Genomic DNA, 23,869 nt, shown 5'->3' with positions numbered 1-23,869 from the left:
GTCGTCCCGGCGACGTAGGCTGGCCGGCGTGACCATCAGCTCCACCGAGACGGACCTCGGCCGGACCCGGCGCGCCCGGCGGATCGGCCGGGCGCTGACCGAGGCGCACCCGGACGCGCACTGTGAACTCGACCACTCCAACGCGTTGGAGCTGGCCGTCGCCACCATCCTCTCCGCGCAGTGCACCGACAAGAAGGTCAACGAGGTCACCCCGAAGCTCTTCGTCCGCTACCCGACGGCGGCCGACTACGCCGGGGCCGACCGGGCGGAGCTGGAGGAGCTGATCCGGCCGACCGGCTTCTACCGCAACAAGACCGACTCGCTGATCAAGCTGGGCCAGGCCCTGGTCGAGCGGTACGACGGCAGGGTCCCCGGCAGGCTGGCCGACCTGGTGACGCTGCCCGGGATCGGCCGCAAGACCGCCAACGTCATCCTCGGCAACGCCTTCGACGTCCCGGGGATCACCGTCGACACCCACTTCCAGCGGCTCGTGCAGCGCTGGAAGCTGACCGCGCAGACCGACCCGGTGAAGATCGAGCACGAGATCGGCGCGCTCTTCCCCAAGCGCGAGTGGACCATGCTCTCGCACCGGATCATCTTCCACGGCCGGCGGGTCTGCCACGCCCGCAAGCCGGCCTGCGGGGCCTGCACGCTGGCGAAGCTCTGCCCGTCGTACGGGACCGGGCCCACCGAGCCGGCCGCCGCCGCGAAGCTGCTCAAGGGCCCCCGGGCCCGGGACCTCGCGGCCGCCGCCGGGGTCGACCCCGAGTTGGTGCCGCGGCAGGCCGTCGCCGCGGAGGTGCCGTGAACCGGCGGCTGGCTGCCCTGCTCGTCCCCGCGCTGCTGGCCGTCGCCGGCTGCACCGCCACCGGTCAGGGCAGCGCCACCACCCCGACCGCCCGGGCCGAACGCCCCTCGCCGTTCGCCGACTGCGCGACGCTGACCCGCCCGCCGGCCGCGACCGGTGCCGCCGCCCCGTCCGGTGCCGCCACCCCGTCCGGTGCCGCCACCCCGTCCGGTGCCGCCACCCCGTCCGGTGCCGCCACCCCGTCCGGTGCCGCCGCGCCGGCCGCCAGCGGAGCCGTCGGGGCGGGCGGTGCCGGGGCGGTGCTGCCCGGCCTGATCCTCTCCTGCTTCACCGGCGGCACGCCGGTGGCGCTGCGGGACGTCCGGGGCCCCGCCGTGGTCAACGTCTGGGCCTCCTGGTGCCCGCCCTGCCGCAAGGAGCTGCCCGCCTTCCAGCGGCTCAGCGAGCGTGCGGCCGGTCGGCTCCAGGTGATCGGCGTCAACAGCCGGGACACCCGCAGCGCCGCGCAGTCCATCGGCGAGGACTACGGCATCCGCTTCCCGATGCTGTTCGACCAGGGCGAGGCGCTGCAACGCGAGCTGGGGCGCAACGCCCTCCCGCTGACCCTCCTCGTCGACGCGCAGGGCCGGGTACGCCACACCGACGCCACCGGCGCCCTCGACGACGCCCGGCTCGCCGCGCTGGTCCGGCAGCACCTCGGCGTGCAGGTGGCACCGTGAGCGCGAGGAGTGAGCCGGTCCTGCGAGCCCCGCAGTCGCGAACGAAGGTGGCACCGTGACCCGCCCGCCGGCCTGGATCGACCCGTTGCTCGGTCGGCTCGGCTCCGCCCGGGTGGAGGACTTCACCCGGCTCACCACCCCCGAGGAGGGCGGCCGGGAGAGCGCGGTGCTGGTGCTGCTCGGCGAGGAGCCCGGCGTCGGCCCGGACGTGCTGGTGCTCCAGCGGGCCGCGACCCTGCGCAACCACGCCGGCCAGCCGGCCTTCCCCGGCGGCGCGGCCGACCCGGAGGACGCCGACGCCTCCGCGACCGCGCTGCGCGAGGCGAACGAGGAGGTCGGCCTCGACCCGGCCAGCGTGACCGTGCTGGCCGAGCTGCCCAGGCTGTGGATCCCGGTCAGCGACTTCGTGGTGACCCCGGTGCTGGCCTGGTGGCACGCGCCGCACCCGGTACACCCCCGGGAGCCGGCCGAGGTCGCCCACGTCGCCCGGCTGCCCGTCGCCGAGCTGGTCGACCCGGAGAACCGGATGCGGGTACGCCATCCAAGCGGCTGGATCGGGCCCGCCTTCTCCGTGCGCGGCATGCTGGTCTGGGGCTTCACCGCCGGAGTGCTCGCGACGCTCCTGGAGATGGGGGGTTGGGCGCGTCCCTGGCCGCGCGGCCGGGTGATCGAGCTGCCGCCCGTCGGGGCCACCCCGGCGCCCTCCGCCGGCACCGACGAGGTCGACGAGATGGCTGGCCCGCTGACCTGACCGTCACGTTCCGCAAGCGCAACGCCCCGGTCGTGCCCGGTGCCCGTACCCTTGACGCGTGTCCGTCGTGGATCTCGTCCTGCTCCTGCTCATGCTCGTGTTCGCGATCAGCGGATACCGCCAGGGCTTCGCCATCGGGGCGCTCTCGCTCTCCGGCTTCTTCCTGGGCGCGCTCCTCGGCCTCCAGGTCGGCCCGATCTTCGCCCGGCAGTTCGTCGACAGCGGCACCCGGGTGCTGATCTCCCTGGTCGCCGTCTTCGGGTTGGCCGTGCTCGGGCAGGCGCTCGCCGGCTGGCTCGGCTCGCACCTGCGCAGGACGATCACCAACGACGTGGCGAAGCGGGCCGACGACATCGGCGGCGCGTTCGTCTCGCTCTTCGCCGTGATGCTGGTGGCCTGGCTGGTCGCCGTCCCACTGGCCTCCTCCCCGCTGCCCTGGCTGTCCGCCTCGGTCAAGAACAGCGCGCTGCTGACCGTGGTGGACCGGGTGCTGCCCGACCGGGCCCAGGAGCTCTCCACCGCCCTTCGCGACACGGTGGACACCGACGGCTTCCCGGACGTCTTCAACGGCCTGGGCCGCACCCAGGCGCGGCAGGTCTCCCCGCCCGACCCGGCCCTGGCCGGCTCCCAGGTGGTGGCGAACAGCCAGCGGTCGGTGGTCAAGGTGCTGGGCTCCGCGCCGAGCTGCGCGCGCCGCATCGAGGGCTCCGGCTTCGTGTACGCCGACGACCGGGTGATGACCAACGCGCACGTGGTGGCCGGCACCCGCTCGGTTGCCGTGGAGCTGCGCGGCGAGCGGTACGACGGCGAGGTGGTCGTCTACGACCCGGACCGCGACCTCGCCGTGCTGCACGTGCCCGGGCTGCCCGGCCCGTCCCTGCGCTTCGCCGCCGGGCAGGCCGGCAGCGGCTCGGACGCGATCGTGCTCGGCTTCCCCCTCGACGGCCCGTACGACGCCCGGCCGGCCCGGGTGCGCGACGTCGACCGGATCACCGGGCCGGACATCTACTCCTCGGGCGACGTGACCCGGGAGATCTACACGATCCGGGCGCTGGTCCGCAGCGGCAACTCCGGCGGACCGCTGGTCTCCTCCAACGGCCTGGTGCTCGGCGTGATCTTCGCCGCGGCTGCGGACGACCCGAACACGGGTTTCGCGGTGACGGCGGCGGAGGCGCGGTCGGTGGCGCTGGCGGGTGCGGAGCGTACCCGTGGGGTGGGCACGGGCGACTGCACCTGAGCCCCGCCCCCGGCGGCCGGGTGACCGCGGCCGGGGTCAGCTCCGGGCGCGGGCGGCGGCCACGTCCCCGCCCGACGGGGTGACCCCGGGCAGCCGAGCCCGGCCCCAGTTCAGTGTTCGGTCCAGCACCGCCCGGGCCATGATCGCCACACAGGTGCCGCCGTTACGAAGGACGCCACCACGTCGCTCGGGTGGTGCATGCCCCGGTACATCCGGGTCAGCGCCACCCCGACCGGCACCAGGACCAGCAGGGCCCACCAGGTGACCTTGCCGGCGGTGCTCCCCACCCGCAGCGCCAGCAGCAGCGCGATGCCGACGTAGAGCGCCACCGCCGCCGAGGTGTGCCCGGACGGGAAGCTGGAGGTGGGCGGCGAGACGTCCATCTGCTCGACGGCCGGGCGACGCCGGTCGATGGCCATCGTGGTCAGCAGGAAGACCAGCGCCTGGGCGCTGACCGCGGCGCACAGGAACAGCGGCTCCCGCCACCGGTGCAGCACCAGCCGCAGGACCAGCGCCGCCACCGCGGTGACCAGGACGATCACCTGGGTGCTGGCGAGCGTGCTGAACACCAGCGAGACGTCGTTCCAGCCGCCGGTGCGGTCGGCGGCCAGGTCCCGGTTGACCGCGTCCTCCACGGTGAACGGCCAGACCCGGTCCAGCACCCGGGTGACCAGCACCCCGAGCAGGACCATGAAGGCGAGCAGCAGGGCCACCGGCACCAGCACCCGCTTGACGACCTGCCCCGCGAAGTCGGACATGGGCCGCCCATTACCCCCGCCGGGCCACAACTACGCGTCGGGCTCGTTCCGGCCGTCGGCCAGCTCCGGTTGCACACCCTCGGCGGCGGGCCGGCCGGTCCGCTCCCGCCAGGTGGTGAACGCGGCGGAGGTCGCCGCCACCACCGCCACGCCGAGCAGCCAGCCACCCAGCACGTCGCTGGTCCAGTGCACGCCGAGCGCCACCCGACTCAGCCCGGTCACCCCGGCGACCAGCACCGCCGCCACCCAGAGCGCCACCCGCGCGGCCGTCCGGCCCCGGGCGTACGGCAGGAAGACCAGCAGCAGCACGCCGGCGGCCAGGGTGGCGTTCAGCGTGTGCCCGGACGGGAAGGCGAAGCCGGCCGCCCGGGCCACCGGGTCGAGCAGGTCCGGTCGACTGCGGCCGACCAGCAGTTTCAGCAGCGCGCCGAGCAGCCCGCCGACGGTCATCGTGGTGACCACCCAGAGGGCCAGCCGGCGGGCCCGGCGGGTCCACAGCCAGACCACCACGGCCAGCGCCGCCACCCGCAGCGGCCCCGGGCCGAAGACGTTGGTCCACCCGTTCATCGCCCGCACCCAGGCGGGGTGGTCGACGGCGTAGCGGTACAGCGCGTCGGTCACCACCGCGTCCAGGTGGTGCAGCGGCGGCCAGGCGCCGACCACCAGCACGGCCAGCAGCGCGAACGGCACCAGCACCAGGAACGCCGCCGCCGAGGCCAGGGTCAGTCGCAGGCCCAGCGAGTGGTCGCGGTCCAGGCGTCGACCCCGCCAGGAGCGGGTCGACGGGCGTACGGAGGTGCGCTGGCCGGGGTTGCTCATGGCGTCAGCTCTTACCCAGCGAGGCGGCCGATCAGGCCGGGGTCAGCGGCCCCAGAGACGGAACCGGCGGATCATCAGCGCGGTGCCGGTGACCAGGGCGACGAGGATGGCCACGCCGGTCCAGAGCCGGCGCGGCGCGGTGTCGTCCTCGGCGCCGGCCGGCTGGGCGGACCAGCGGGTGTGCTGCCGGGGCGCGGTGAAGCCGAGCGGCTCGGAGCCGGTGCCGCCGGCCTGGGCGTCGTCGGTCGACCCGGGTGCCGGGCCGAAGCCGACCACGCCGGGGGAGGTCTGGTCGTCGAGCGGGTTGCGGTGCACCAGCGGCACGTCCCCGGTCACCGCGGCCACCGGGTCGACCAGGCCGTACCCGAAGCGGTCGTCCCGACCGGTGGGGCCGATGTCCTTCGCGGTGGTCAGCAGCCGGTTGACCACGTCCCCGGCGGACATCTCCGGGAACCGGGCGCGCACCAGCGCGGCGGTCGCCGCCACCAGCGGTGCGGCGAAGCTGGTGCCCTGCACCCCCCAGTAACCGTCCGGTGGACGGGCCCCGACCAGGCGGGTGGCCGGTGCGGTGAGGGTGGTGGCGTGCCCGGTGATCGAGCCGGACCACAGGTTCTCGCTGCTGCCCTCCAGCCCGGCCACGGCGATCACGCCGGGCTCCCGGGCCGGGTACCAGACCTTGGGGCTGGACGAGGTGGCGAGGTTGCCGGTGCAGGCGACCACGACCACGTCCCGGGCGAAGGCGTAGTCGAGCGCGGCGGCCAGCGCGGGGCTGTCGCCGCTGCCGCCCAGGGACAGGTTGATCACGCGGGCGCCGTTGTCGACCGCCCAGCGCACCCCCTTGGCGACGATCATCGCGTCGTCGTAGCGGTTCTCGTCGTCGAGCACCCGGACCGGCAGGATGCGGGCGCCCGGGGCCAGCCCGGCCACGCCCTTCCGGTCGTCGTTGCGCCCGGCGATCAGGCTGGCCACCGTGGTGCCGTGACCCACCGGGTCCGGCTCGTCGGTGCCGGCGGGGGAAACCAGGTCGATGCCGGGCAGCACCTGGCCGGCCAGATCCGGATGGGTGCCGTCCACACCGGAGTCGATCACCGCGACGGTGACCCCCCGGCCGGTGGAGGCGCTCCACGCGGTGCTGGCCCGCAACTCATTGAGCTGCCACTGGTCGTCGCGGACCCGGTCGGCCCGGGCCGTGGTCTCCAGCGGGACGAAACCCGGCTCGGCCAGCGGCACGCCGGCGGCCCGCGCGGCGACGGCGACCGGTCGGGAGGGGGCGGCCGACGCCGGTGGTGGCACCGCGCCGACGACCGTCACGGCGGTCGCCGCGACACCGAGCAACGCCCGGCCGGCGAACCGGTTGAGCGTAGTCGGGGAGCCGTGCCGAACCCTGGTCACATCCTCCGCCATTCATCGTCCATGACACGTGCTGCTCGGCAGATTACCGGTTTTCCCCTCCCCGGCGGGACGTTCCGCCGGACACGCTCACGGTGGGGGCAGATGTGCCAACTGGACCAGGCGTACGCCCTCACGTCGGGTGACCAGCCGGCCCCGCCCGGGCGGCAGTGGCCCGGGACGGACCTGCCCGACCAGCGGTCCCTCGTCCGGGCTGCCGCTCATCACCAGCCCGGCGGTGGAGAGTTCGCGCAGCCGCTGCACGATCGGCTCGTACTGGGCCCGGGCGGCACCGCCGGAACGGCGGACCAGCACCAGGTGCAGCCCGATGTCGCGGGCCTGCGGCAGGTGCTCCTCCAGGCCGCGCAGCGGGTTCGCCGGGCCGCTGGACACCAGGTCGTAGTCGTCGACCAGCACGAACAGCTCCGGCCCCGAGCACCAGGACCGCTCCCGCAGCTGCGCCGGGGTCACGTCCGGCCCGGGCAGCCGGGCCTGCATGTAGCCGGCGACCGACTCGACCAGCTCGGCGGTGTGCGCCGCCGCGCTGCCGTACCCGATCACGTGCGGGTCGTCGATCAGGCTGTACAGGCTGCGCCGGTAGTCGACCAGGATGATCCGGGCCTGCTCCGGAGTGAACCGGTCGATGATCGAGGTGGCCAGCGCGCGCAGGAATGAGGACTTGCCGCACTCCGCGTCGCCGAAGACCACGAAGTGCGGCTCGGCGGCGAAGTCCACCGCCACCGGGCGCAGGTCCGCCTCGGCCACGCCGATCGGGAAGGCCAGCCCGGTGGCGGCGGAGGTGTCGAGGTCGGCGTAGGGGAGCACCGGCGGGAGCAGCCGCACCCGCGGGGCGGGCGGACCGGACCAGGCTCCGGCGACCGCCTTTACCAGGTCGGCCGTCTCCGTCCCGGCCAGCTGGGGCAGCGCGGTGAGGAAGTGCAGGCTCTGCGCGGTGATGCCCCGGCCGGGTGACTTCTCCGGCACGCTCGCCGCGGCGACCCGCTTCACCACCGAGTCCGCCGGGTCGCCGAGGCGCAGCTCCAGCCGGGAGCCGAACAGGTCCCGGATGGCCGGCCGGAAGTCCATCCAGCGGACCCCGCTCGCCACCACGTGCACCCCGTACGACAGGCCGCGGGTGGCCAGGTCGGTGACCAGCGGCTCCAGGTCGTCGTACTCGCCGCGCAGGGTGGCCCAGCCGTCGACCACCAGGAAGACGTCGCCGAACGGGTCGACGATCGGCTGGCCGGCCCCCGCCAGCCCGGACCGGCGCTGCCGCCAGGCCGCCATCGACTCGACGCCCAGCTCGGCGAAGCGGCGCTCCCGCTCGGCGAGCAGGGTGGCGATCTCGCCGATGGTCCGGCGCACCACCGTCGGGTCGGACCGCCCCGCCACCTGACCGACGTGTGGCAGGTCGCGCAGCGCGGCGAGCCCGCCACCCCCGAAGTCCAGGCAGTAGACCTGCGCCTCGGCCGGCGTGTGGGTGAGCGCCAGCGCGCAGACCAGCGTGCGGAGCAGGTGCGACTTGCCGCTCTGCGGTCCGCCGACCACCGCCACGTGCCCGGCCGCGCCGTCCAGCGCCAGCCAGAGCAGGTCGCGGCGCTGCTCGAAGGGCTTGTCCACCAGGGCCACCGGCACCTGGAGCGCGCCGTGCAGCTCCGGGTTGGCCACGGTGAGGCCGCGCTGCGGGTCGACGGCGGCCGGCCCGAGCAGCTCGTCCAGGGCGGGTGCGGTGTCGAGCGGGGGCAGCCAGACCTGGTGCGCCGGCGGACCCTGCCCGGCGAGCCGGCCGACCAGCACGTCGAGCAGGTTCTCCGTCTCCTCCTCGATGGCGGGCAGCGCCGCGGTGGCCGGCTCCGGCACCGGCACCAGGTGGGTGGAGAAGGTGAGCAGCCGGGTGCCGCCGCCCGCGCCGCCGCCGGCCGCCGCGCCGCGCCGGCGGACCGGCCCGGAGACGTACGCGGCCCTGAAGCGGACCAGCGGGTCGGTGCCGGCGCGCAGGTAGCCGTGCCCGGGCGAGCGGGGCAGCTCGTGCGCGTCCGGCACCCCGAGCACCGTCCGGGACTCCAGCGCCGAGAAGGTGCGCAACCCGATCCGGTACGACAGGTGGGTGTCGAGCCCGCGCAGCCGCCCCTCCTCCAGGCGTTGGCTGGCCAGCAGCAGGTGCACTCCGAGCGACCGGCCCAGCCGTCCGATCTGGACGAACAGGTCGATGAAGTCCGGCTTGGCGGAGAGCAGCTCGGAGAACTCGTCGCAGATCAGCAGCAGCGAGGGCAGCGGGGCCAGCGGGGTGCCGGCGGCCCGGGCCCGCTCGTAGTCGCGCAGGCTGGCGAAGTTGCCGGCCCGGCGCAGCAGCTCCTGGCGGCGCATCAGCTCGCCGTTGATGGCGTCCACCATCCGGTCCACCAGCGGCAGCGCGTCGGCCAGGTTGGTGATCACGGCGGCGGTGTGCGGCAACCGGTCGAAGGAGGCGAAGGTGGCGCCGCCCTTGAAGTCGACCAGCACGAAGTTGAGCTGTTCCGAGCTGTGCGTGGCGGCCAGGCCGAGCACCAGGGTGCGCAGCAGCTCCGACTTGCCGGAGCCGGTCGCGCCGATCAGCAGGCCGTGCGGACCCATGCCGTCCTGCGCCGACTCCTTCAGGTCCAGCTCGATCGCGCCGCCGTCGGCACCGACCCCGATCGGCACCCGCAGCCGGTCCCGCCCCGAGCGGGGCGCCCAGCCCTGCTCGGCGGTGAAGCCCTCCGGGTCGCCGATGCCGAGCAGCTCGGGCAGGCCCAGCTCGGCCCCGGGCGCGGTCTCGCCCCCGCGTACGGTGGTGGCCAGCCGCAGCGGCGCGAGCCGGCGGGCCACCGCTTCGGCGTCGGCGACCTCCAGCCGGTCGGCGGTGCCCACCTCGGCGTGCCCCTCGGCCGACCGGGAGTGCAGCCGGTCGCCGCGCAGCTCGAGCAGGAGGGCGAAGCGGTCGAGCAGCCGCGGCGGCGGGGTGTCCAGGTCGATGACGGTGACCGCGTCGATGCCGCCGTCCCCGGCCAGCTCGGTCGCCCCGGTCAGGTCGCCGCCGTCGAGCAGGATCACCACGTGCGGCCCGTCGGTGGCCGGGCCGGCCGGGCTGAACCGGGACCGGCTGGCCAGCACCTCGTCGAGCAGCCGTTCCAGTTCGGCGGCGGAGCTGCTGACCAGCCGGACCGGACCGAGGGCGTCGGTGCGGCCGGGATGGTGGGCGTGCGGCAGCCACTTGACCCACTCCCAGAGCGCCCGCCGCTCCGGCCCGGCGCAGACCGCGATGAGCAGTTCGTCCGGGGCGTGGAAGACGGCGAGCTGGGTGAGCATGGCCCGGGCCAGTGCCTGCGCCCCGGGCGAGCCGGTGCCGCCACGCGCGTCCCCGGCCTCACCGCGGACGAAGACCCGGGCGAAGCTGCGCATCGACAGCGCCACCGGCAGGTCCGGCACCACCGAGTACGCGTCGAGGAAGCGCCGCAGCGCCCCCGCGGTCATCGGTTCCAGCTCCTCCAGCGGCCGGGTGACCGGGGGGATCAGGGGCGTCGCCAGGGTCTGCGGGCCGACGGCCACCCGGACCACGGCGAAGTCCGGGTCACCCGGCCGGCGCTCCCAGACCCGGTGGCTGTCGACGGTCGACCAGAGTCGGCCCGGGTCCGGGTGCCGGTAGAAGAGCCCGGCCCGCTGCTGGCCGGCCGACTGCCGGACCCGGCGGCGCAGGGCGGCCAGGTGCCGTAGGTACTCGCGGCGGGCGGCCATCATCTCCGACTTCTTCGGGGTGCCGGCGGCGCTGCCCCAGGAGGTCACCAGCATCGCCACCGAGGAGAGCCCGAACATGCCGCCCACCACGTACGAGTAGGCACCGCCGCCCCGGCCGAACATCATCGCCATCGCCACCGTGCCGCCCAGCATGGGCAGCACCATCAGCGCCTGCTGCCAGCGGCCGCCGGTCACCGCGGGGATCTCCGGCGGCGCTTCGACGGGCAGCTCACCGACCGGTATCTCCGGCGCCGGACGGCGCGGCGGTCGCTTGATGACGACAGTGGACACTGACCCTCCAAGGTGGCGCTCGGTGACCCGAGCCTGGCTCATGGTAGGTAAAGTCCTGTCGTCCGTCAGCCACCGCTCCCGCTCGATATGGAGATCAGTCGATGACTACCGGGCTGGCAAGGGTCACCATCAGCGCTCCGCAACGACGCGTCGACGTGGCCCTGCCGGAGCAGGTGCCCCTCGCCGAGCTGCTGCCCGAGGTGCTGCGGCACGCCGGCGAGGGGCTGGCCGACGACGGCGAGCGGCACGGCGGCTGGGTGCTGCGCCGCACCGACGGGGCGGTGCTGGCGACCGCGCAGGCGCTGCTCCCGCAGGGGGTGCGCGACGGCGAGGTGCTGCACCTCGTGCCGGCCCACGCCGAGTGGCCCGAGCTGGAGTACGACGACGTGGTGGAGGCGATCGCCGACGGCGCCCGCCGGCGCGGCAGTGCCTGGTCCCCGGCCGCCACCCGAGCCGCCGCGCTCGCCGGTGCCGGCGTGCCGCTGGCCGTCGGACTGGTCGCCGTCCTGGCCGGCGGGCCGCAGCACCGGGCCGGCTGGCCGCTGGCGGTCACCGTCGCGCTGCTGCTCGCGCTCGCCGGCACGGTCGCCTCCCGCGCGTACGGGGACGGCCCGACCGGCGCCACCCTCGGCGGGTACGCGCTGCCGTACGCCGCGGCGGCCGGGGCCCTCGCGGTCAGCTCCGGCGATCCAGTCGGTGAGTTCCGGCCGCTGCCCTGGCTGGGCGCCCCCGAGCTGCTGGCCGGCGCGGTGGCGCTGCTGCTGGTGTCGGTGCTCGGCCTGCTCGGCACCGCCACCCGGCTGCGGGTCTTCGTGGCCGGCGCGACCCTCGGCGCGGTCGGCGCGGCGGCCGCCCTCGGCGGGCTGCTGCTCGGGCCGGCCGAGACCGCGGCGGTGCTGCTCTGCGTGCTGGTCTTCGCCCTCGGCGGGCTGCCGCTGCTGGCGATCCGGCTGGGCAAGCTGCCGCTGCCGCCGATCACCCTGCCCACCGGCCCGACCGGCGGCCCGGACGGCGTACGGGACCTGCCCGACCGGGCGCGGGTGCACGCGGCGGTGGCCCGGACCGAGGAGATGCTGACCGGGATGCTGATCGGGCACGGCGCGCTGGCGCTCGCCGCTGCGCTGGTGCTCGGCGTGGCCGGTGGGCTGGCCGGGCGGCTGCTGGTGGCCGTCGTCTCGGCGGTGCTGCTGCTGCGCTCCCGGCTCTTCGTGGCGGTCCGCCACCGGGTGCCGCCCGTGCTGGCCGGGCTGGCCGGGTTCGCGCTGCTCGGTGTGGTGCTGGCCGCCGGGGCCGGCGACGCGGGGGTGCTGGCGCTGACCGTGGGCGGGCTGCTGGTGGCGCTCACCGCCGTGGCGGCCGGTACCACGTACGCCCGGCGGCCGGTGTCGCCGTACGTCGGTCGGGCGGCCGACCTGACCGACACCGCGCTGGTGGTCTCCGTCGTGCCGGTGGCCTGCGCGGTGCTGGGCCTCTACGACGCCGCGCGCGGCCTGCTCGGCTAGGAGGCTGTCGGGAAACCTCGCGACGGCTGCGACGGGCCCAGCCGACGACCGGCGGCGTTGGAGGCCGGTCCGGATACAACACCGGTATCCGAACCGGCCTCCGCCTTGCCGGATCGCCGCCTGGACTCCGCCTCGCTCGCCCCGAGGCTTCCCGACAGCCTCCGGGCAGACGACGAAGGGCCCGGGGGTGAGCCCGGGCCCAACGTGACGGTGCTGGTCAGTGCGCGGTGTCGCCGCGCTCCTCGGCGTCCTTGGCCCGCTGGTACGACGCGTGGATCTCGGCCTCGGCCTCGACCCGGCCCACCCAGGTGGCGCCCTCGACCGACTTGCCCGGCTCCAGGTCCTTGTAGACCTCGAAGAAGTGCTGGATCTCCAGCCGGTCGAACTCGCCCAGGTGGTGGATGTCGCGCAGGTGCTCCTGGCGCGGGTCCTCGTAGGGCACGCAGAGGACCTTGTCGTCGCCGCCCTTCTCGTCCGTCATCCGGAACATGCCGATCGTGCGGCAGCGGATCAGGCAGCCCGGGAAGGTCGGCTCGGGGACGAGCACCAGCGCGTCCAGCGGGTCGCCGTCCTCGCCGAGGGTGCCCTCGATGAAGCCGTAGTCGGCCGGGTACTGGGTCGACGTGAAGAGGGTGCGGTCCAACCGGATCCGGCCGGTCACGTGGTCCACCTCGTACTTGTTTCGGTGACCCTTCGGGATCTCAACCGTGACGTCGAAATCCATCTCCCACGCTCCCTCGTCTGCCCACGCTGGCTGAACGGAACCACAGACGCCCCCGGTAAGGGTGATTGGCCACCCACCGGCTCCGGACGCCGCATAGTCTTCGGACCGAAGTAGTGTCACCCAGGCTGGTTCCGGAGGCGGGAGGAGGGGGTCGTGGGGAGGGAAGATTCACACTACCGCCCGGAGGGGGTTGACGGGCGCGGGTCCGGTGGATCCGCGAGCGGACGGGTCCCGGTGCCCGGTGCGCACCCGTCCGACCGTTCTGCACCGCCCGGGCCCGGTGCCGGGCAGCCGCCGTCGGGGCCGGTCTCGCCGGCCTGGCCGGGCGATTCCCGCAACACCGGCCGGTTCCCCGACGTGAACCCGCCCGGCCGTCCCGCCGCCGGCTCCGCCCGCGTGCCGTCCGGGCCGCCGCAGGCCGCCGGGTCGGCCCGGGTCCCGCCGCCGACCTGGGACGCCCCGGCCACCGGGCCCGGCCAGGTGCACCACGCCGGCCAGGGCCACCTCTACGGCGCCGCGCCGGTCTCGCCCTCGTCGGGTCCGTTCTCCCCGGCCGCCGGCTCCGTGCCCGTCTCCCCGCCGCCGGCGGGCGCCGGGCCGCTGGCTCCGCCGGCCCCCGCGCCGCGCTGGCGTCGCCGGCTGCTGCCGGTGACGGCGCTCGCCACGGTGCTGCTGCTCGCGCTGGCCGGGGTCGCCGTGGTGCTCCGCCCCGGGCCGGTCGCCGGGTGGCTGGGCGACGACGACGCCGGACCGGCCGCCGCCGCTCAGGCGCCGGAGCCCGACCCGTCGCCGGTGCTCGCCGGCCCCGACGCCAACGCCCCGCTGCCCACCGCCGCCGGGGTACGCGCCGCCGTGGAGCCGCTGCTCGGGGCCGCCGCCCTGGGCAGCCGGGTGAACATCTCGGTGGCCGACCTGACCACCGGGCAGTCCATCTACGCCCGGGGCGGCGACGACGGCACGGTGCCCGCCTCGGTGACCAAGCTGGCGACCGGTGTGACCGTGCTGGAGGCCCGGGGCCCCGGGTACCGCATCCCCACCCGGGCGGTGGCCGGGGCGAACCCGGGCGAGGTGGTGCTCGTCGGCGGCGGCGACCCGACCCTCGCCGTGGACGGCAAGGCCTTCTACCCCGGCGCGGCCCGCCTCGACACGCTGGCCAAGCAGGTGAAGCAGGCGCTCGGCGGCATCGCTCCGACCAAGGTCGTCGTCGACTCCTCGCTCTTCCCCGGCCCGGTGCACGGCCCCGGCTGGGACGACGACATCCCGACCGGCGGCTACGGCGCGTCGATCACCGCGCTGATGACCGACGGCGCCCGCAGCGACCCCGAGGCGGCCCGGAAGACCTTCGACGACACCCACGGCGCGGCCGATCGGGTCCCGCGGCCCGACCTGACCGCCGGCCGCTCCTTCGCCCGGCTCCTCGGCCTCGGCGGGGACGCCCAGGTCACCCAGGGCACCGCCCCGCCGGCCGGCGGCGCCGCGGCCACCGGCGCCCCGGCGCCCGGCACCGAGCTGGGCAAGGTCGAGTCGCAGCCGATGATCCGCCTGGTCGACATCATGATCAGCGACAGCGACAACGTGATCGCCGAGGCACTGGCCCGCCAGGTGGCGCTGGCCCGCAACCAGCCGGCGAGCTTCGTCGGCGGAGCGGCGGCGATGGACGAGGTCATCGGCGAGCTGGGCCTGCCGGCCGACGAGATCAGCCTCTCCGACGGCAGCGGGCTGTCCCGGAACAACCGGATCAGCCCGTCCCTGCTCACCGACCTGATCGCGCTCGCCGGCAAGGGCGACCACCCGGAGCTGGGCGCCATCTTCGGCGGCCTGCCGGTCGGCGCCTGGTCCGGCACCCTGGGTGACCGCTACCGGGTCGACGCGACCGCCGCCGGCGCCGGGGTGGTCCGGGCCAAGACCGGCACGCTGAGCGGGGTGCACGCCATCGCCGGGCTGGTCACCACGGCCGAGGGTCGGCTGCTCACCTTCGCGGTCCTCACCGACAAGGCCCCGGCCGTCGACTCGGACGTCAGCCGTCAGGCCCTCGACCGGATCGCCGGTGCCCTGGCCGGCTGCGGCTGCCGCTGACCCCGACGCCGGAGCCCCTGCTCGCACGCCGGGCCGGGGTGTTCCGGCGCGGGTACGGTGGGTGCATGGCGCAGTTCGTGGACTGGGATCTGGCCGCCGCGACCGCGGGGGCGCTGGGCAAGTCAGGCCCCCGGGTGTCGTACGCCGAGGCCACCGATGTGGTCGTCGACCTGCGACGGCTCACCGACGAGGCGGCCGGGCACGTCGCCGACTACACCGGGCTGCGCTCGCAGGTGACGCACCCGCCGGTGCGGGTGGTGGACCGCCGGGACTGGGCGGCCACCAACATCGCCGGCCTGCGCGAGGTGATCACCCCGCTGGTCAACCGGCTCTCCGGCGACAAGCGTCCCGGGCCGCTCACCGAGGCGATCGGCTCCCGGCTGACCGGGATGCAGGCCGGCACGGTGCTCGCCTACCTCTCCGGCCGGGTCCTCGGTCAGTACGAGGTGTTCTCCGCCGACCCGGGGCAGTTGCTGCTGGTCGCGCCGAACATCGTCGAGGTGGAGCGGAAGCTGGAGGCGAACCCGCGCGACTTCCGGCTCTGGGTCTGCCTGCACGAGGTCACCCACCGCACCCAGTTCACCTCGGTGCCCTGGATGCGGGCGTACTTCCTCGGCGAGGTGAACGCCTTCGTCGACGCCGCGCAGGGCAACGAGCACCTGCTGGAGCGGCTGCGCCGGGGCGTCGCCACGCTCTCCGACGCGATCAAGGACCCGGAGAGCCGCACCAGCGTGCTGGACATCGTGCAGACCCCGGCCCAGCGGGCCGTGCTCGACCGGCTCACCGCGCTGATGACCCTGCTGGAGGGGCACGCCGAGTTCGTGATGGACGGCGTCGGGCCGCAGGTCATCCCCAGCGTGGAGCGGATCCGGGCGGGGTTCAACCGACGCCGCGAGGCGGGCAACCCGCTGGAGAAGGCGATTCGCCGGCTGCTCGGCGTCGACGTCAAGATGCGCCAGTACGCCGAGGGCCGCAAGTTCGTGCACGGCGTGGTCGACCGGGTCGGCATGGACGGCTTCAACAAGATCTTCAGCTCCCCGCTGACCCTGCCCCGGCTGAACGAGCTGGGCGACCCGGACGCCTGGGTGGCCCGGGTGCACGGGCCGGCCGGCGCCACCCCGACCGCCGGCTGAGCGGACGGCCGTGGCCGCCCTCGCCTCGCCGGTCGCCGCGATCCGGATCGCCGTCCGCCGCGCGCTGATCCCGCTACCGGCCGACGGGCCGGTGCTGGTGGCCTGCTCCGGCGGGGCCGACTCGCTCGCCCTGGCCGCCGCGACCGCCTTCGTGGCGCCCCGGCTCGGCCGGCGGGCCGGTCTGGTGACCGTGGACCACGGGTTGCAGGAGGGCTCCGCCGGGCGGGCCGAGGCGGTGGCCCGGTGGGCCGTCGAGGCCGGTCTCGACCCGGTCGAGGCGGTGCCGGTGACCGTGGCCGGGCGCCCGGGCGGCCCGGAGGCGGCCGCCCGCGAGGCCCGCTACCAGGCGCTGGTCGACGCCGCCCGGCGACACCGCGCGGCGGCGCTGCTGGTCGGGCACACCCGCGACGACCAGGCCGAGACGGTGCTGCTCGCGCTGGCCCGGGGTGCCGGACCGCGCGGACTGGCCGGCATGCCCGAGCGTCGCGAGCTGGACGGGGTGCCGCTGCTGCGCCCGCTGCTCGACGTCACCCGGGACGACACCCGCAAGGCGTGCGCCGCGCTCGGGCTGACCCCGTGGGAGGACCCGCACAACGCCGACCCCTCGTACGCCCGCGCCCGGGTACGCGCCGACGTGCTGCCGGTGCTGCTGCGGGCGCTCGGCCCGGGGGTGCTGGACAACCTGGCCCGGACCGCCCGACTGGTGGCCGCCGACACCGCCGCCCTGGACGACCTGGCCGCCGCCGCGCTCGCCGCCCCGGCCGGGGTACGGGCCGTCGACGGGGGACTGTCCGTGGCGGCCCTGGCCGCGCTGGCCCCGGCGGTGCGTACCCGGGTGCTGCACGCCTGGGCCCGGGAACTGGGCGCTTCTCCAGCGGCGCTGTCGCACCGGCACGTGGCGGCGTTGGACGCGCTGGTCACCGACTGGCGCGGGCAGGGCGCGACGCACCTGCCGGGCGGGCTGCGGGTGGCCCGCCGCGCCGGCCGCCTGCTCCCGGTCGACTGAGGCCGGCCCTGGCCGCCGGTCGAGCCGTGATCGGGTGACGATGTCCGAGGGATCCGACGCCGTGTCGTCCCGGTTCCCGGGTTCCGATCACGGGGGAGGCGAGGCGGACCCTCCCCGGGAGCCGCCGGAGGCGGTAGACATGGCGGATGGCGTACCCCCGACAGCCGCTCTTCGCCCCGAACGGTGCCGTCGCGACCAGCCAGCCGCTCGCGGCGGCCGCGGGTCTGGCCGTGCTGCGGCGCGGCGGCAACGCCGTCGACGCCGCGCTGGCCACGGCGATCGCGCTCACCGTGGTGCAGCCGCCCTCCAACGACATCGGCGGTGACCTGTTCGCGATCGTCTGGGACGGCGAGCGGCTGCACGGGTTGAACGCCTCCGGCCGGTCCCCGGCCGCGCTGACCCGGGAGGTGGTGCTCACCGCGACCGCAGGGCGCGCGCCGGCGGTGGACGCGCTCGGCGGCGCGCAGGCGCGCGGTCCCGCGATGCCGGCCCGGGGTTGGCTGCCGGTGACCGTGCCCGGCGCGCCGGCCGGCTGGCGGGACCTGCACGACCGGTTCGGGTCGCTGCCCTTCGCGGACCTCTTCACCGACGCGATCTCCTACGCCGAGCACGGCTACCCGGTCGCCACCGGCACCGCCGCCACCTGGGACCGGGCGCTGGCCGCGCGGGTCGAGCCGGGCGGCGAGGAGTACGCCGAGTTCGACCGGGTGTTCACCATCGACGGGCGGGCGCCGCGCCCCGGCGAGCGGTGGCGCAACCCGGACGCCGCCCGCACCCTGCGCCGCATCGCCGAGACCGGCGCGGAGGACTTCTACCGGGGCGACATCGCCGCCGCGCTCGACGCCCACGCCGCCCGCACGGGTGGCCTGCTCACCGGCGACGACCTGGCCCGGCACGCCTCCACCTGGGTGGACCCGGTCGGCGCCAACTACCGGGGGCACGAGGTCTGGGAACTGCCGCCCAACGGGCAGGGGATCGCCGCCCTGCTCGCGCTGAACATCCTGGACGGCACGGACCTCGCCGCGCTCGACGTCGGGGAGCGGCTGCACCGCCAGATCGAGGCGGTCAAGCTCGGCTTCGCCGACGCCCACGCCCACGTGGCCGACCCGGAGCGGGCCCCGGTGCCGACCGCTGCCCTGCTCGACCCCGGCTACGCGGCGGCCCGGCGGGCCCTGGTCACCGACCGGGCCGGCGACCCGGTGGCCGGCGACCCGGAGCGCGGCGGCACGGTCTACCTGTGCACCGCCGACGCGGGCGGGATGATGGTCAGCCTGATCCAGTCCACCTACCTGGCGTTCGGCTCCCGGGTGGTGCTGCCCGGGCACGGCTTCGCGCTGCAGAACCGGGGCCTCGGTTTCCGTCTCGACCCGGCGCACCCGAACGTGGTCGGGCCGGCCAAGCGGCCCTTCCACACCATCATCCCGGGCTTCCTGACCCGCGACGGCGCGCCGGTCGGACCGTTCGGCGTGATGGGCGGGCACATGCAGCCACAGGGGCACGTCCAGCTGGTCTCCGCCACCCTGGACGCCGGCCTCGACCCACAGGCCGCGCTGGACGCTCCCCGCTGGTACTGGCACGCCGGCCGGACCCTGCTGGTCGAGCCGGTGCTGGCGGCGGTGCCCGGCCTGGTCGCGGGGTTGCGCTCGCGGGGGCACGAGGTCACCGTCGCGGAGGAGCCTTCAGTCTTCGGGTACGGGCAGGCGGTGTGGCGGGGTCCGTCGGGCGGCTACGTGGTGGGGTCGGAGTCGCGCGTCGACGGGGCTGCGGTCGGGTTCTGATTCTCGCGTCGTCAGGTGGTGGTGACCCGGTCGCGGAAGGTGGTGCGGTAGGCGTGCGGGGTGGTGCCGACGCGGCGGGTGAAGTGGTGGCGTAGCGCGGCGGCGTCGCCGAAGCCGGCCCGGTCGGCGACGGTGTCGACGCTGAGCCTGGTCTCCTCCAGCAGCCGGCGGGCCAGGAGCACGCGCTGGTTGGTGAGCCAGTCGTGCGGGGTGGTGCCGGTCTCGGCCCGGAACCGGCGGGCGAAGGTCCGCGCCGACATGCCGGCTCGGGCGGCCAGCTCGTCCACCGTGGTCGGTCGGTCCAGGTGCCCGATCAGCCAGCTCAGCACCGGCTCCAGCGTGGGGGCCTCCGGGGTGACCGGGATCGGCGCCTCGACGTACTGGGACTGGCCGCCGTCGCGGTGCGGGGGGACGACCATCCGGCGGGCCAGTCGGGTGGCGGTGGCGGAGCCGTGCTCCTGGCGTACCAGGTGCAGGCAGGCGTCGATGCCGGCGGCGGTGCCGGCGCTGGTGAGCACCCGCCCGTCGGCGACGTAGAGCGAGTTGCACCGGACCCGGGCCGCCGGGTGGCGGCGTTGCAGCTCGTCGACGTACCGCCAGTGGGTGGTGCACTCGCGTCCGTCGAGCAGCCCGGCGGCGCCCAGCACGAACGCGCCCGAGCAGACGCTGAGCAGGTACGCCCCCCGGTCGGCGGCTCGGCGTAGGGCGTCCAGCACCGGCTCGGGCACCGCGCAACCCTGGCTGTGCGCCGGCACGGCGACCAGGTCGGCCTCCTCGACCGGGCCGAGGTCGGCGTGCGGGGTCAGCCCGAAGCCGGAGGAGGTGCGGACGGGGCCGCCGTCGGCGGTGCAGACGGCGAACCGGTAGCCGGGGAACCCGTCCGCCGTGCGGTCGGTGCCGAAGACCTCGGCGAGCACGCCGAGCTCGAACGGGGCGACCTTGTCCAGCGCGAGGACGGCGACGGATCGGAGCATGTGACGAGGGTAACCCCAGTGGTGGCAGGAAATCGAGGGGCAATGGCATTCCTGCCACTGTCCGGCTCCGCGTGGCGGACGGAAACTGGTACCAGTCCGGTGCGCACCGGCGGCGATAACAGTCCAAACAACGCGAAAGCGAGCGCCGCCATGGAACTCCTGCTGCTTCTGCTCTTCCTCGTCGGTCTGGCCGTCGCCTCGGCCGCCGGCCTCACCGCGGACAGTCACGACTCGGCCGACTGGAAGCCGACCGACCAGGGCCGCCGCTGGCAGTCCCGCACCTGCTGAGGTGATTGGCCCGGATTGCCGAGAAAATCCCTGGCGGGACCGCTCCAAAAGGGGCGGCCCCGCCGACGGAGGCCAGCCGGCGTACGGCAGGCTAGGAGTCATGGCTGACGGCTCCTGGTACGACGCCGACATCGATCACGTGATCATCTCTGAGGCGCAGATCCGCGAGAAGACCGCGGAACTGGCCAAGCAGGTCTCGGCGGACTACGCCGGCGTCGAGGACGGACTCCTGCTCGTCTGCGTGCTCAAGGGCGCGATCATGTTCATGGCCGATTTCGCCCGGGCGCTGGGCCGGAACGGTCCGCCGGCCGAGCTGGACTTCATGGCCATCTCCTCGTACGGCCAGGGCACCACCTCGTCCGGCGTGGTCCGCATCCTCAAGGACCTGGACCGGGACATCGCCGGCCGGCACGTGGTGGTGGTCGAGGACATCGTCGACTCCGGGCTGACCCTCTCCTGGCTGCTGCGCTACCTGGAGTCCCGCTCCGCGGCCAGCGTCGAGGTGGTGGCCCTGTTCCGCAAGCCGGACGCGGTGAAGGTCCCCGTCCCGGTGAAGTACGTCGGCTTCGACATCCCGACCGAGTTCGTGGTCGGCTACGGCCTCGACTTCGGCGAGCGCTACCGCGAGCTGCCCTACGTCGGCGTGCTCAAGCCGGAGGTCTACGCCCGGGCCTGAGCCCGTCGCCGGCCGGGTCCGCTCCCACCGCCGGCCCGGCGGTGGTCCCGTCCGGCCGGGCCGAGAGCTGCTCGTATCGGTGTCCATCGAGCGGACGTTCAGCGGGCTCTCAGCAAATCGGACTACGGTAGGTGCCGGTGGCATGGAGGCAATCTCCACGCCCGACCCCTCGACTGGTGTGTGACCGGCGGTCGGGTGGCCGGGTGCGGAGCTCCCGCCACGCCGGCTGAACCCCGGTTCGCCGTCCGCGTAAGTGCTGGGCTCAGAAGCTCACTCCTGGCGCACACGGTGTACCGTCGAATGACCGCGGCGCGGCAGTTCGCGCCTCGGGGTCGAGGCCGGCCCGCACGGCGGCTCGGCGCCGCCAAGGCGGCGACACCATTCAGACGGTCAGGACGTCGATCAGGAGGATGCGGGCGTCTCGGCGCTCGACAACAGCATGGAACGTACGCGTTTCTTCCGCCGACCGGTGGTCTGGATCATCCTGGTCATCCTCGGCGCCGTTGTGCTCAGTCAGCTGTTCACCGCTGGTCCCAGCTACCACCGCGTGGACACTTCCGTTGCGCTCGACCAGCTCCACACCACCAAGATCAACAAGGTCGTCTTCCAGGACAAGGAGCAGACGCTCCAGCTCAACCTGGCCGAGAAGACCAAGTTCGGCGACACCACGACCGACCGTATCGAGGCCCAGTTCCCGTACGAGGTCGGCGACGAGGTCTGGAACGACGTCCTCGCGGCGAAGGCGGCCAACCGGGTCACCGGCCCGGCCGACGCCAAGGTGTCGTCCGACAGCATCTGGGTGAGCCTGCTGGTCAACCTGCTCCCGATCGCCCTGCTGGTGCTCCTGCTGATCTTCTTCATGTCGCAGATGCAGGGCGGCGGCTCCCGGGTGCTCAACTTCGGCAAGTCCAAGGCGAAGATGATCACCAAGGACACCCCGAAGACCACGTTCGCGGACGTGGCGGGGGCCGAGGAGGCCGTCGAGGAGCTGCACGAGATCAAGGACTTCCTGCAGAACCCGGCGAAGTACCAGGCCCTGGGCGCCAAGATCCCCAAGGGCGTGCTGCTCTTCGGCCCGCCCGGTACCGGTAAGACGCTGCTCGCCCGCGCGGTGGCCGGCGAGGCCGGGGTGCCGTTCTACTCGATCTCCGGTTCCGACTTCGTGGAGATGTTCGTCGGTGTCGGCGCCAGCCGGGTCCGCGACCTCTTCGAGCAGGCCAAGGCGAACGCCCCGGCGATCGTCTTCGTCGACGAGATCGACGCCGTCGGCCGGCACCGTGGCGCCGGCATGGGCGGCGGCCACGACGAGCGCGAGCAGACCCTCAACCAGCTGCTCGTCGAAATGGACGGCTTCGACACCAAGGGCGGGGTCATCCTGATCGCCGCCACCAACCGGCCGGACATCCTCGACCCGGCGCTGCTGCGCCCGGGCCGCTTCGACCGGCAGATCCCGGTGGACGCCCCCGACATGGAGGGCCGCAAGGCGATCCTGCGGGTGCACGCCAAGGGCAAGCCGTTCACCCCCGACGTCGACCTCGACTCGGTGGCCCGGCGTACCCCCGGCTTCAGCGGCGCCGACCTCGCCAACGTGATCAACGAGTCGGCACTGCTCACCGCCCGCAAGGACCAGCGGGCGATCACCAACGACTCCCTGGAGGAGTCGATCGACCGGGTGATCGCGGGTCCGCAGCGCCGGACCCGGGTGATGAGCGACCAGGAGAAGAAGATCACCGCGTACCACGAGGGTGGCCACGCGCTGGTCGCCTGGGCGCTGCCGCACGCGGCGCCGGTGCACAAGGTGACCATCCTGTCCCGCGGCCGCTCGCTGGGCCACACCCTGGTCCTGCCGACCGAGGACAAGTACACCCAGACCCGCGCCGAGATGGTCGACACCCTGGCGTACGCGCTGGGTGGCCGGGCCGCCGAGGAGCTGGTCTTCCACGAGCCGACCACCGGCGCGGGCAACGACATCGAGAAGGCCACCCAGCTGGCCCGCGCGATGATCACCCAGTACGGCATGAGCTCCAAGCTCGGTGCGATCAAGTACGGCACCAGCGGCGACGAGCCGTTCCTCGGCCGCAACATGGGCCACGAGCGGGACTACTCCGACGTGGTGGCGGCCGAGATCGACGGCGAGATGCGGGCCCTGATCGAGCTGGCCCACGACGAGGCCTGGGAGATCCTGGTGGAATACCGGGACGTCCTGGACAACATCGTCCTGGAGCTGATGGAGAAGGAGACCCTCTCCACGGCCGACATGGCCCGGATCTGCGCCCGGGTGGCGAAGCGCCCGCCGATGGCCCCCTACAACGGCTTCGGCAAGCGTCAGCCCTCCACCGAGCCCCCGGTGCTCACCCCGGCCGAGAAGGACAAGCTCAAGGCCCAGGCGCAGGCCGACGGCGCGTCGGTCGGCGGCTCGAACAACTCGGACGGTACCCACTGAACACGGACGCCGCGGCCAGCCCCGAGAACTCGGGGCTGGCCGCCTCGTCGACCGAGCCCGACGGCGACGAGGCCCTGGACTACGTCGCGGCCCGGCTGATCAGCGGCAAGCTGACCGGCCGTCCGATCGAGGACACCATGGACCTCGCCCGGATCGAGAAGGCCGTCCGCGAGATCCTCATCGCGGTCGGAGAGGACCCCGACCGGGACGGACTCCAGCAGACTCCGGCCCGGGTGGCCCGGGCGTACGCGGAACTCTTCGCCGGCCTCCGGGTCGACCCGGCCCAGGTGCTCAGCACCACCTTCGAGGCCAACCACCAGGAGCTGGTGCTCGTCCGGGACATCGACGTGATGAGCCTCTGCGAGCACCACCTGCTGCCGTTCCGGGGCAGCGCGCACATCGGCTACATCCCCGGGCCGGACGGCCGGATCACCGGCCTGTCCAAGCTGGCCCGGCTGGTCGAGGTCTTCGCCCGCCGTCCGCAGGTCCAGGAGCGGCTCACCTCGCAGATCGCCGACCTGCTGATGAGCAAGCTGGCACCGCGCGGCGTCGTCGTGGTGCTCGAGTGCGAGCACATGTGCATGGCGATGCGCGGCATCCAGAAGAGTGGCGCCAAGACCATCACCTCCGCGGTGCGGGGCACCCTCCAGCACGACGCGAAGTCGCGGGCCGAGGCGATGGCCCTGATCATTCCGCGCTGACCCGTAGCATCCCGACCGGCCGCGTCGCCCCCTTGTGGGGGCG

At 74.7% G+C, this 23,869-nt stretch carries 19 protein-coding genes; 13 read left to right on the top strand and 6 right to left on the bottom strand.

Annotation, left to right across the window (positions count from 1 at the left end; translation table 11 throughout):
• Window positions 1–28 precede the first annotated feature (28 nt).
• Genes nth through M2302_RS08260 form a run of 4 tightly spaced genes read left to right on the top strand, consistent with a single transcriptional unit; the run spans window position 29 to window position 3,515 of the window.
• Window positions 29–808 (top strand): endonuclease III, encoded by a 780-nt coding sequence (nth, locus tag M2302_RS08275; protein WP_088959914.1) that lies wholly within the window; start codon window positions 29–31, stop codon window positions 806–808.
• Window positions 805–1,527: a TlpA disulfide reductase family protein gene (locus M2302_RS08270; protein ID WP_280837324.1), complete on the top strand. Its 723-nt coding sequence runs from the start codon at window positions 805–807 to the stop codon at window positions 1,525–1,527. The genes nth and M2302_RS08270 overlap by 4 nt, the downstream gene beginning before the upstream one ends.
• Window positions 1,528–1,582: 55 nt before the next feature.
• Complete coding sequence (locus M2302_RS08265; RefSeq protein WP_280837323.1) at window positions 1,583–2,278, top strand: CoA pyrophosphatase; 696 nt, start codon at window positions 1,583–1,585, stop codon at window positions 2,276–2,278.
• Between the two features lie 58 nt (window positions 2,279–2,336).
• Window positions 2,337–3,515 (top strand): MarP family serine protease, encoded by a 1,179-nt coding sequence (locus M2302_RS08260; protein ID WP_280837322.1) that lies wholly within the window; start codon window positions 2,337–2,339, stop codon window positions 3,513–3,515.
• Window positions 3,516–3,625: 110 nt separating this feature from the next.
• Here the strand turns inward: M2302_RS08260 and M2302_RS08255 are convergent, their stop codons facing one another.
• The 4 genes from M2302_RS08255 to eccCa all read right to left on the bottom strand — a co-directional run bounded on the left by M2302_RS08255 (window position 3,626) and on the right by eccCa (window position 10,525).
• The gene (locus M2302_RS08255; protein WP_280837321.1) at window positions 3,626–4,273 is read right to left on the bottom strand and encodes a phosphatase PAP2 family protein; all 648 of its coding nucleotides are present in this window, start codon (window positions 4,271–4,273) and stop codon (window positions 3,626–3,628) included.
• Window positions 4,274–4,303: 30 nt separating this feature from the next.
• Window positions 4,304–5,092, bottom strand: a complete 789-nt coding sequence (locus tag M2302_RS08250; RefSeq protein ID WP_280837320.1) for a phosphatase PAP2 family protein — start codon at window positions 5,090–5,092, stop codon at window positions 4,304–4,306.
• Between the two features lie 42 nt (window positions 5,093–5,134).
• The gene (gene mycP, locus M2302_RS08245) at window positions 5,135–6,496 is read right to left on the bottom strand and encodes a type VII secretion-associated serine protease mycosin (protein WP_280837319.1); all 1,362 of its coding nucleotides are present in this window, start codon (window positions 6,494–6,496) and stop codon (window positions 5,135–5,137) included.
• Between the two features lie 75 nt (window positions 6,497–6,571).
• The gene (eccCa, locus tag M2302_RS08240; protein WP_280837318.1) at window positions 6,572–10,525 is read right to left on the bottom strand and encodes a type VII secretion protein EccCa; all 3,954 of its coding nucleotides are present in this window, start codon (window positions 10,523–10,525) and stop codon (window positions 6,572–6,574) included.
• A 101-nt stretch (window positions 10,526–10,626) separates the two neighbouring features.
• On the opposite strand from eccCa, the gene eccD reads away from it, so the two are divergent.
• Window positions 10,627–12,027 (top strand): type VII secretion integral membrane protein EccD, encoded by a 1,401-nt coding sequence (gene eccD / locus M2302_RS08235; protein ID WP_280837317.1) that lies wholly within the window; start codon window positions 10,627–10,629, stop codon window positions 12,025–12,027.
• A 217-nt stretch (window positions 12,028–12,244) separates the two neighbouring features.
• On the opposite strand, the gene M2302_RS08230 is transcribed toward eccD, so the two are convergent.
• A complete protein-coding gene (locus M2302_RS08230; RefSeq protein ID WP_280837316.1) occupies window positions 12,245–12,751 on the bottom strand; it encodes an inorganic diphosphatase in 507 nt (168 codons plus the stop codon).
• Between the two features lie 600 nt (window positions 12,752–13,351).
• On the opposite strand from M2302_RS08230, the gene dacB reads away from it, so the two are divergent.
• The 4 genes from dacB (at window position 13,352) to M2302_RS08210 (ending at window position 18,744) form a co-directional block, all read left to right on the top strand.
• Window positions 13,352–14,827 carry a D-alanyl-D-alanine carboxypeptidase/D-alanyl-D-alanine-endopeptidase gene (gene dacB, locus M2302_RS08225; protein ID WP_280837427.1) on the top strand — a complete coding sequence of 492 codons (1,476 nt, stop codon included), beginning with the start codon at window positions 13,352–13,354 and terminating at the stop codon, window positions 14,825–14,827.
• A 65-nt stretch (window positions 14,828–14,892) separates the two neighbouring features.
• Window positions 14,893–15,960, top strand: coding sequence for a zinc-dependent metalloprotease (locus M2302_RS08220; RefSeq protein ID WP_280837315.1), 1,068 nt, complete (start codon window positions 14,893–14,895; stop codon window positions 15,958–15,960).
• A 10-nt stretch (window positions 15,961–15,970) separates the two neighbouring features.
• Window positions 15,971–16,966 (top strand): tRNA lysidine(34) synthetase TilS, encoded by a 996-nt coding sequence (gene tilS / locus M2302_RS08215; RefSeq protein ID WP_280837314.1) that lies wholly within the window; start codon window positions 15,971–15,973, stop codon window positions 16,964–16,966.
• A 146-nt stretch (window positions 16,967–17,112) separates the two neighbouring features.
• The gene (locus M2302_RS08210; protein WP_280837313.1) at window positions 17,113–18,744 is read left to right on the top strand and encodes a gamma-glutamyltransferase family protein; all 1,632 of its coding nucleotides are present in this window, start codon (window positions 17,113–17,115) and stop codon (window positions 18,742–18,744) included.
• An 11-nt stretch (window positions 18,745–18,755) separates the two neighbouring features.
• Here M2302_RS08210 and M2302_RS08205 read toward each other — a convergent pair whose 3' ends face one another.
• Window positions 18,756–19,718 carry a helix-turn-helix domain-containing protein gene (locus M2302_RS08205; protein ID WP_280837312.1) on the bottom strand — a complete coding sequence of 321 codons (963 nt, stop codon included), beginning with the start codon at window positions 19,716–19,718 and terminating at the stop codon, window positions 18,756–18,758.
• Between the two features lie 150 nt (window positions 19,719–19,868).
• Here M2302_RS08205 and M2302_RS08200 point away from each other — a divergent pair, with 150 nt between their 5' ends.
• The 4 genes from M2302_RS08200 (at window position 19,869) to folE (ending at window position 23,826) form a co-directional block, all read left to right on the top strand.
• Window positions 19,869–20,006, top strand: a complete 138-nt coding sequence (locus tag M2302_RS08200; protein WP_210774141.1) for a hypothetical protein — start codon at window positions 19,869–19,871, stop codon at window positions 20,004–20,006.
• Window positions 20,007–20,106: 100 nt separating this feature from the next.
• Window positions 20,107–20,682 carry a hypoxanthine phosphoribosyltransferase gene (gene hpt / locus M2302_RS08195; RefSeq protein WP_088959929.1) on the top strand — a complete coding sequence of 192 codons (576 nt, stop codon included), beginning with the start codon at window positions 20,107–20,109 and terminating at the stop codon, window positions 20,680–20,682.
• Between the two features lie 439 nt (window positions 20,683–21,121).
• Window positions 21,122–23,125 carry an ATP-dependent zinc metalloprotease FtsH gene (gene ftsH / locus M2302_RS08190; protein WP_280837311.1) on the top strand — a complete coding sequence of 668 codons (2,004 nt, stop codon included), beginning with the start codon at window positions 21,122–21,124 and terminating at the stop codon, window positions 23,123–23,125.
• 35 nt (window positions 23,126–23,160) lie between these two features.
• The gene (gene folE, locus M2302_RS08185; protein WP_210774414.1) at window positions 23,161–23,826 is read left to right on the top strand and encodes a GTP cyclohydrolase I FolE; all 666 of its coding nucleotides are present in this window, start codon (window positions 23,161–23,163) and stop codon (window positions 23,824–23,826) included.
• The last annotated feature ends 43 nt before the right edge of the window (window positions 23,827–23,869 follow it).

The sequence above is a fragment of the Micromonospora sp. A200 genome, from assembly GCF_029893845.1.
Taxonomy (GTDB): Bacteria; Actinomycetota; Actinomycetes; order Mycobacteriales; family Micromonosporaceae; genus Micromonospora; species Micromonospora purpureochromogenes.
The sequence above is the reverse complement of the archived record's forward strand: the minus strand, read 5'-3'. Positions and strand labels throughout refer to the sequence as shown.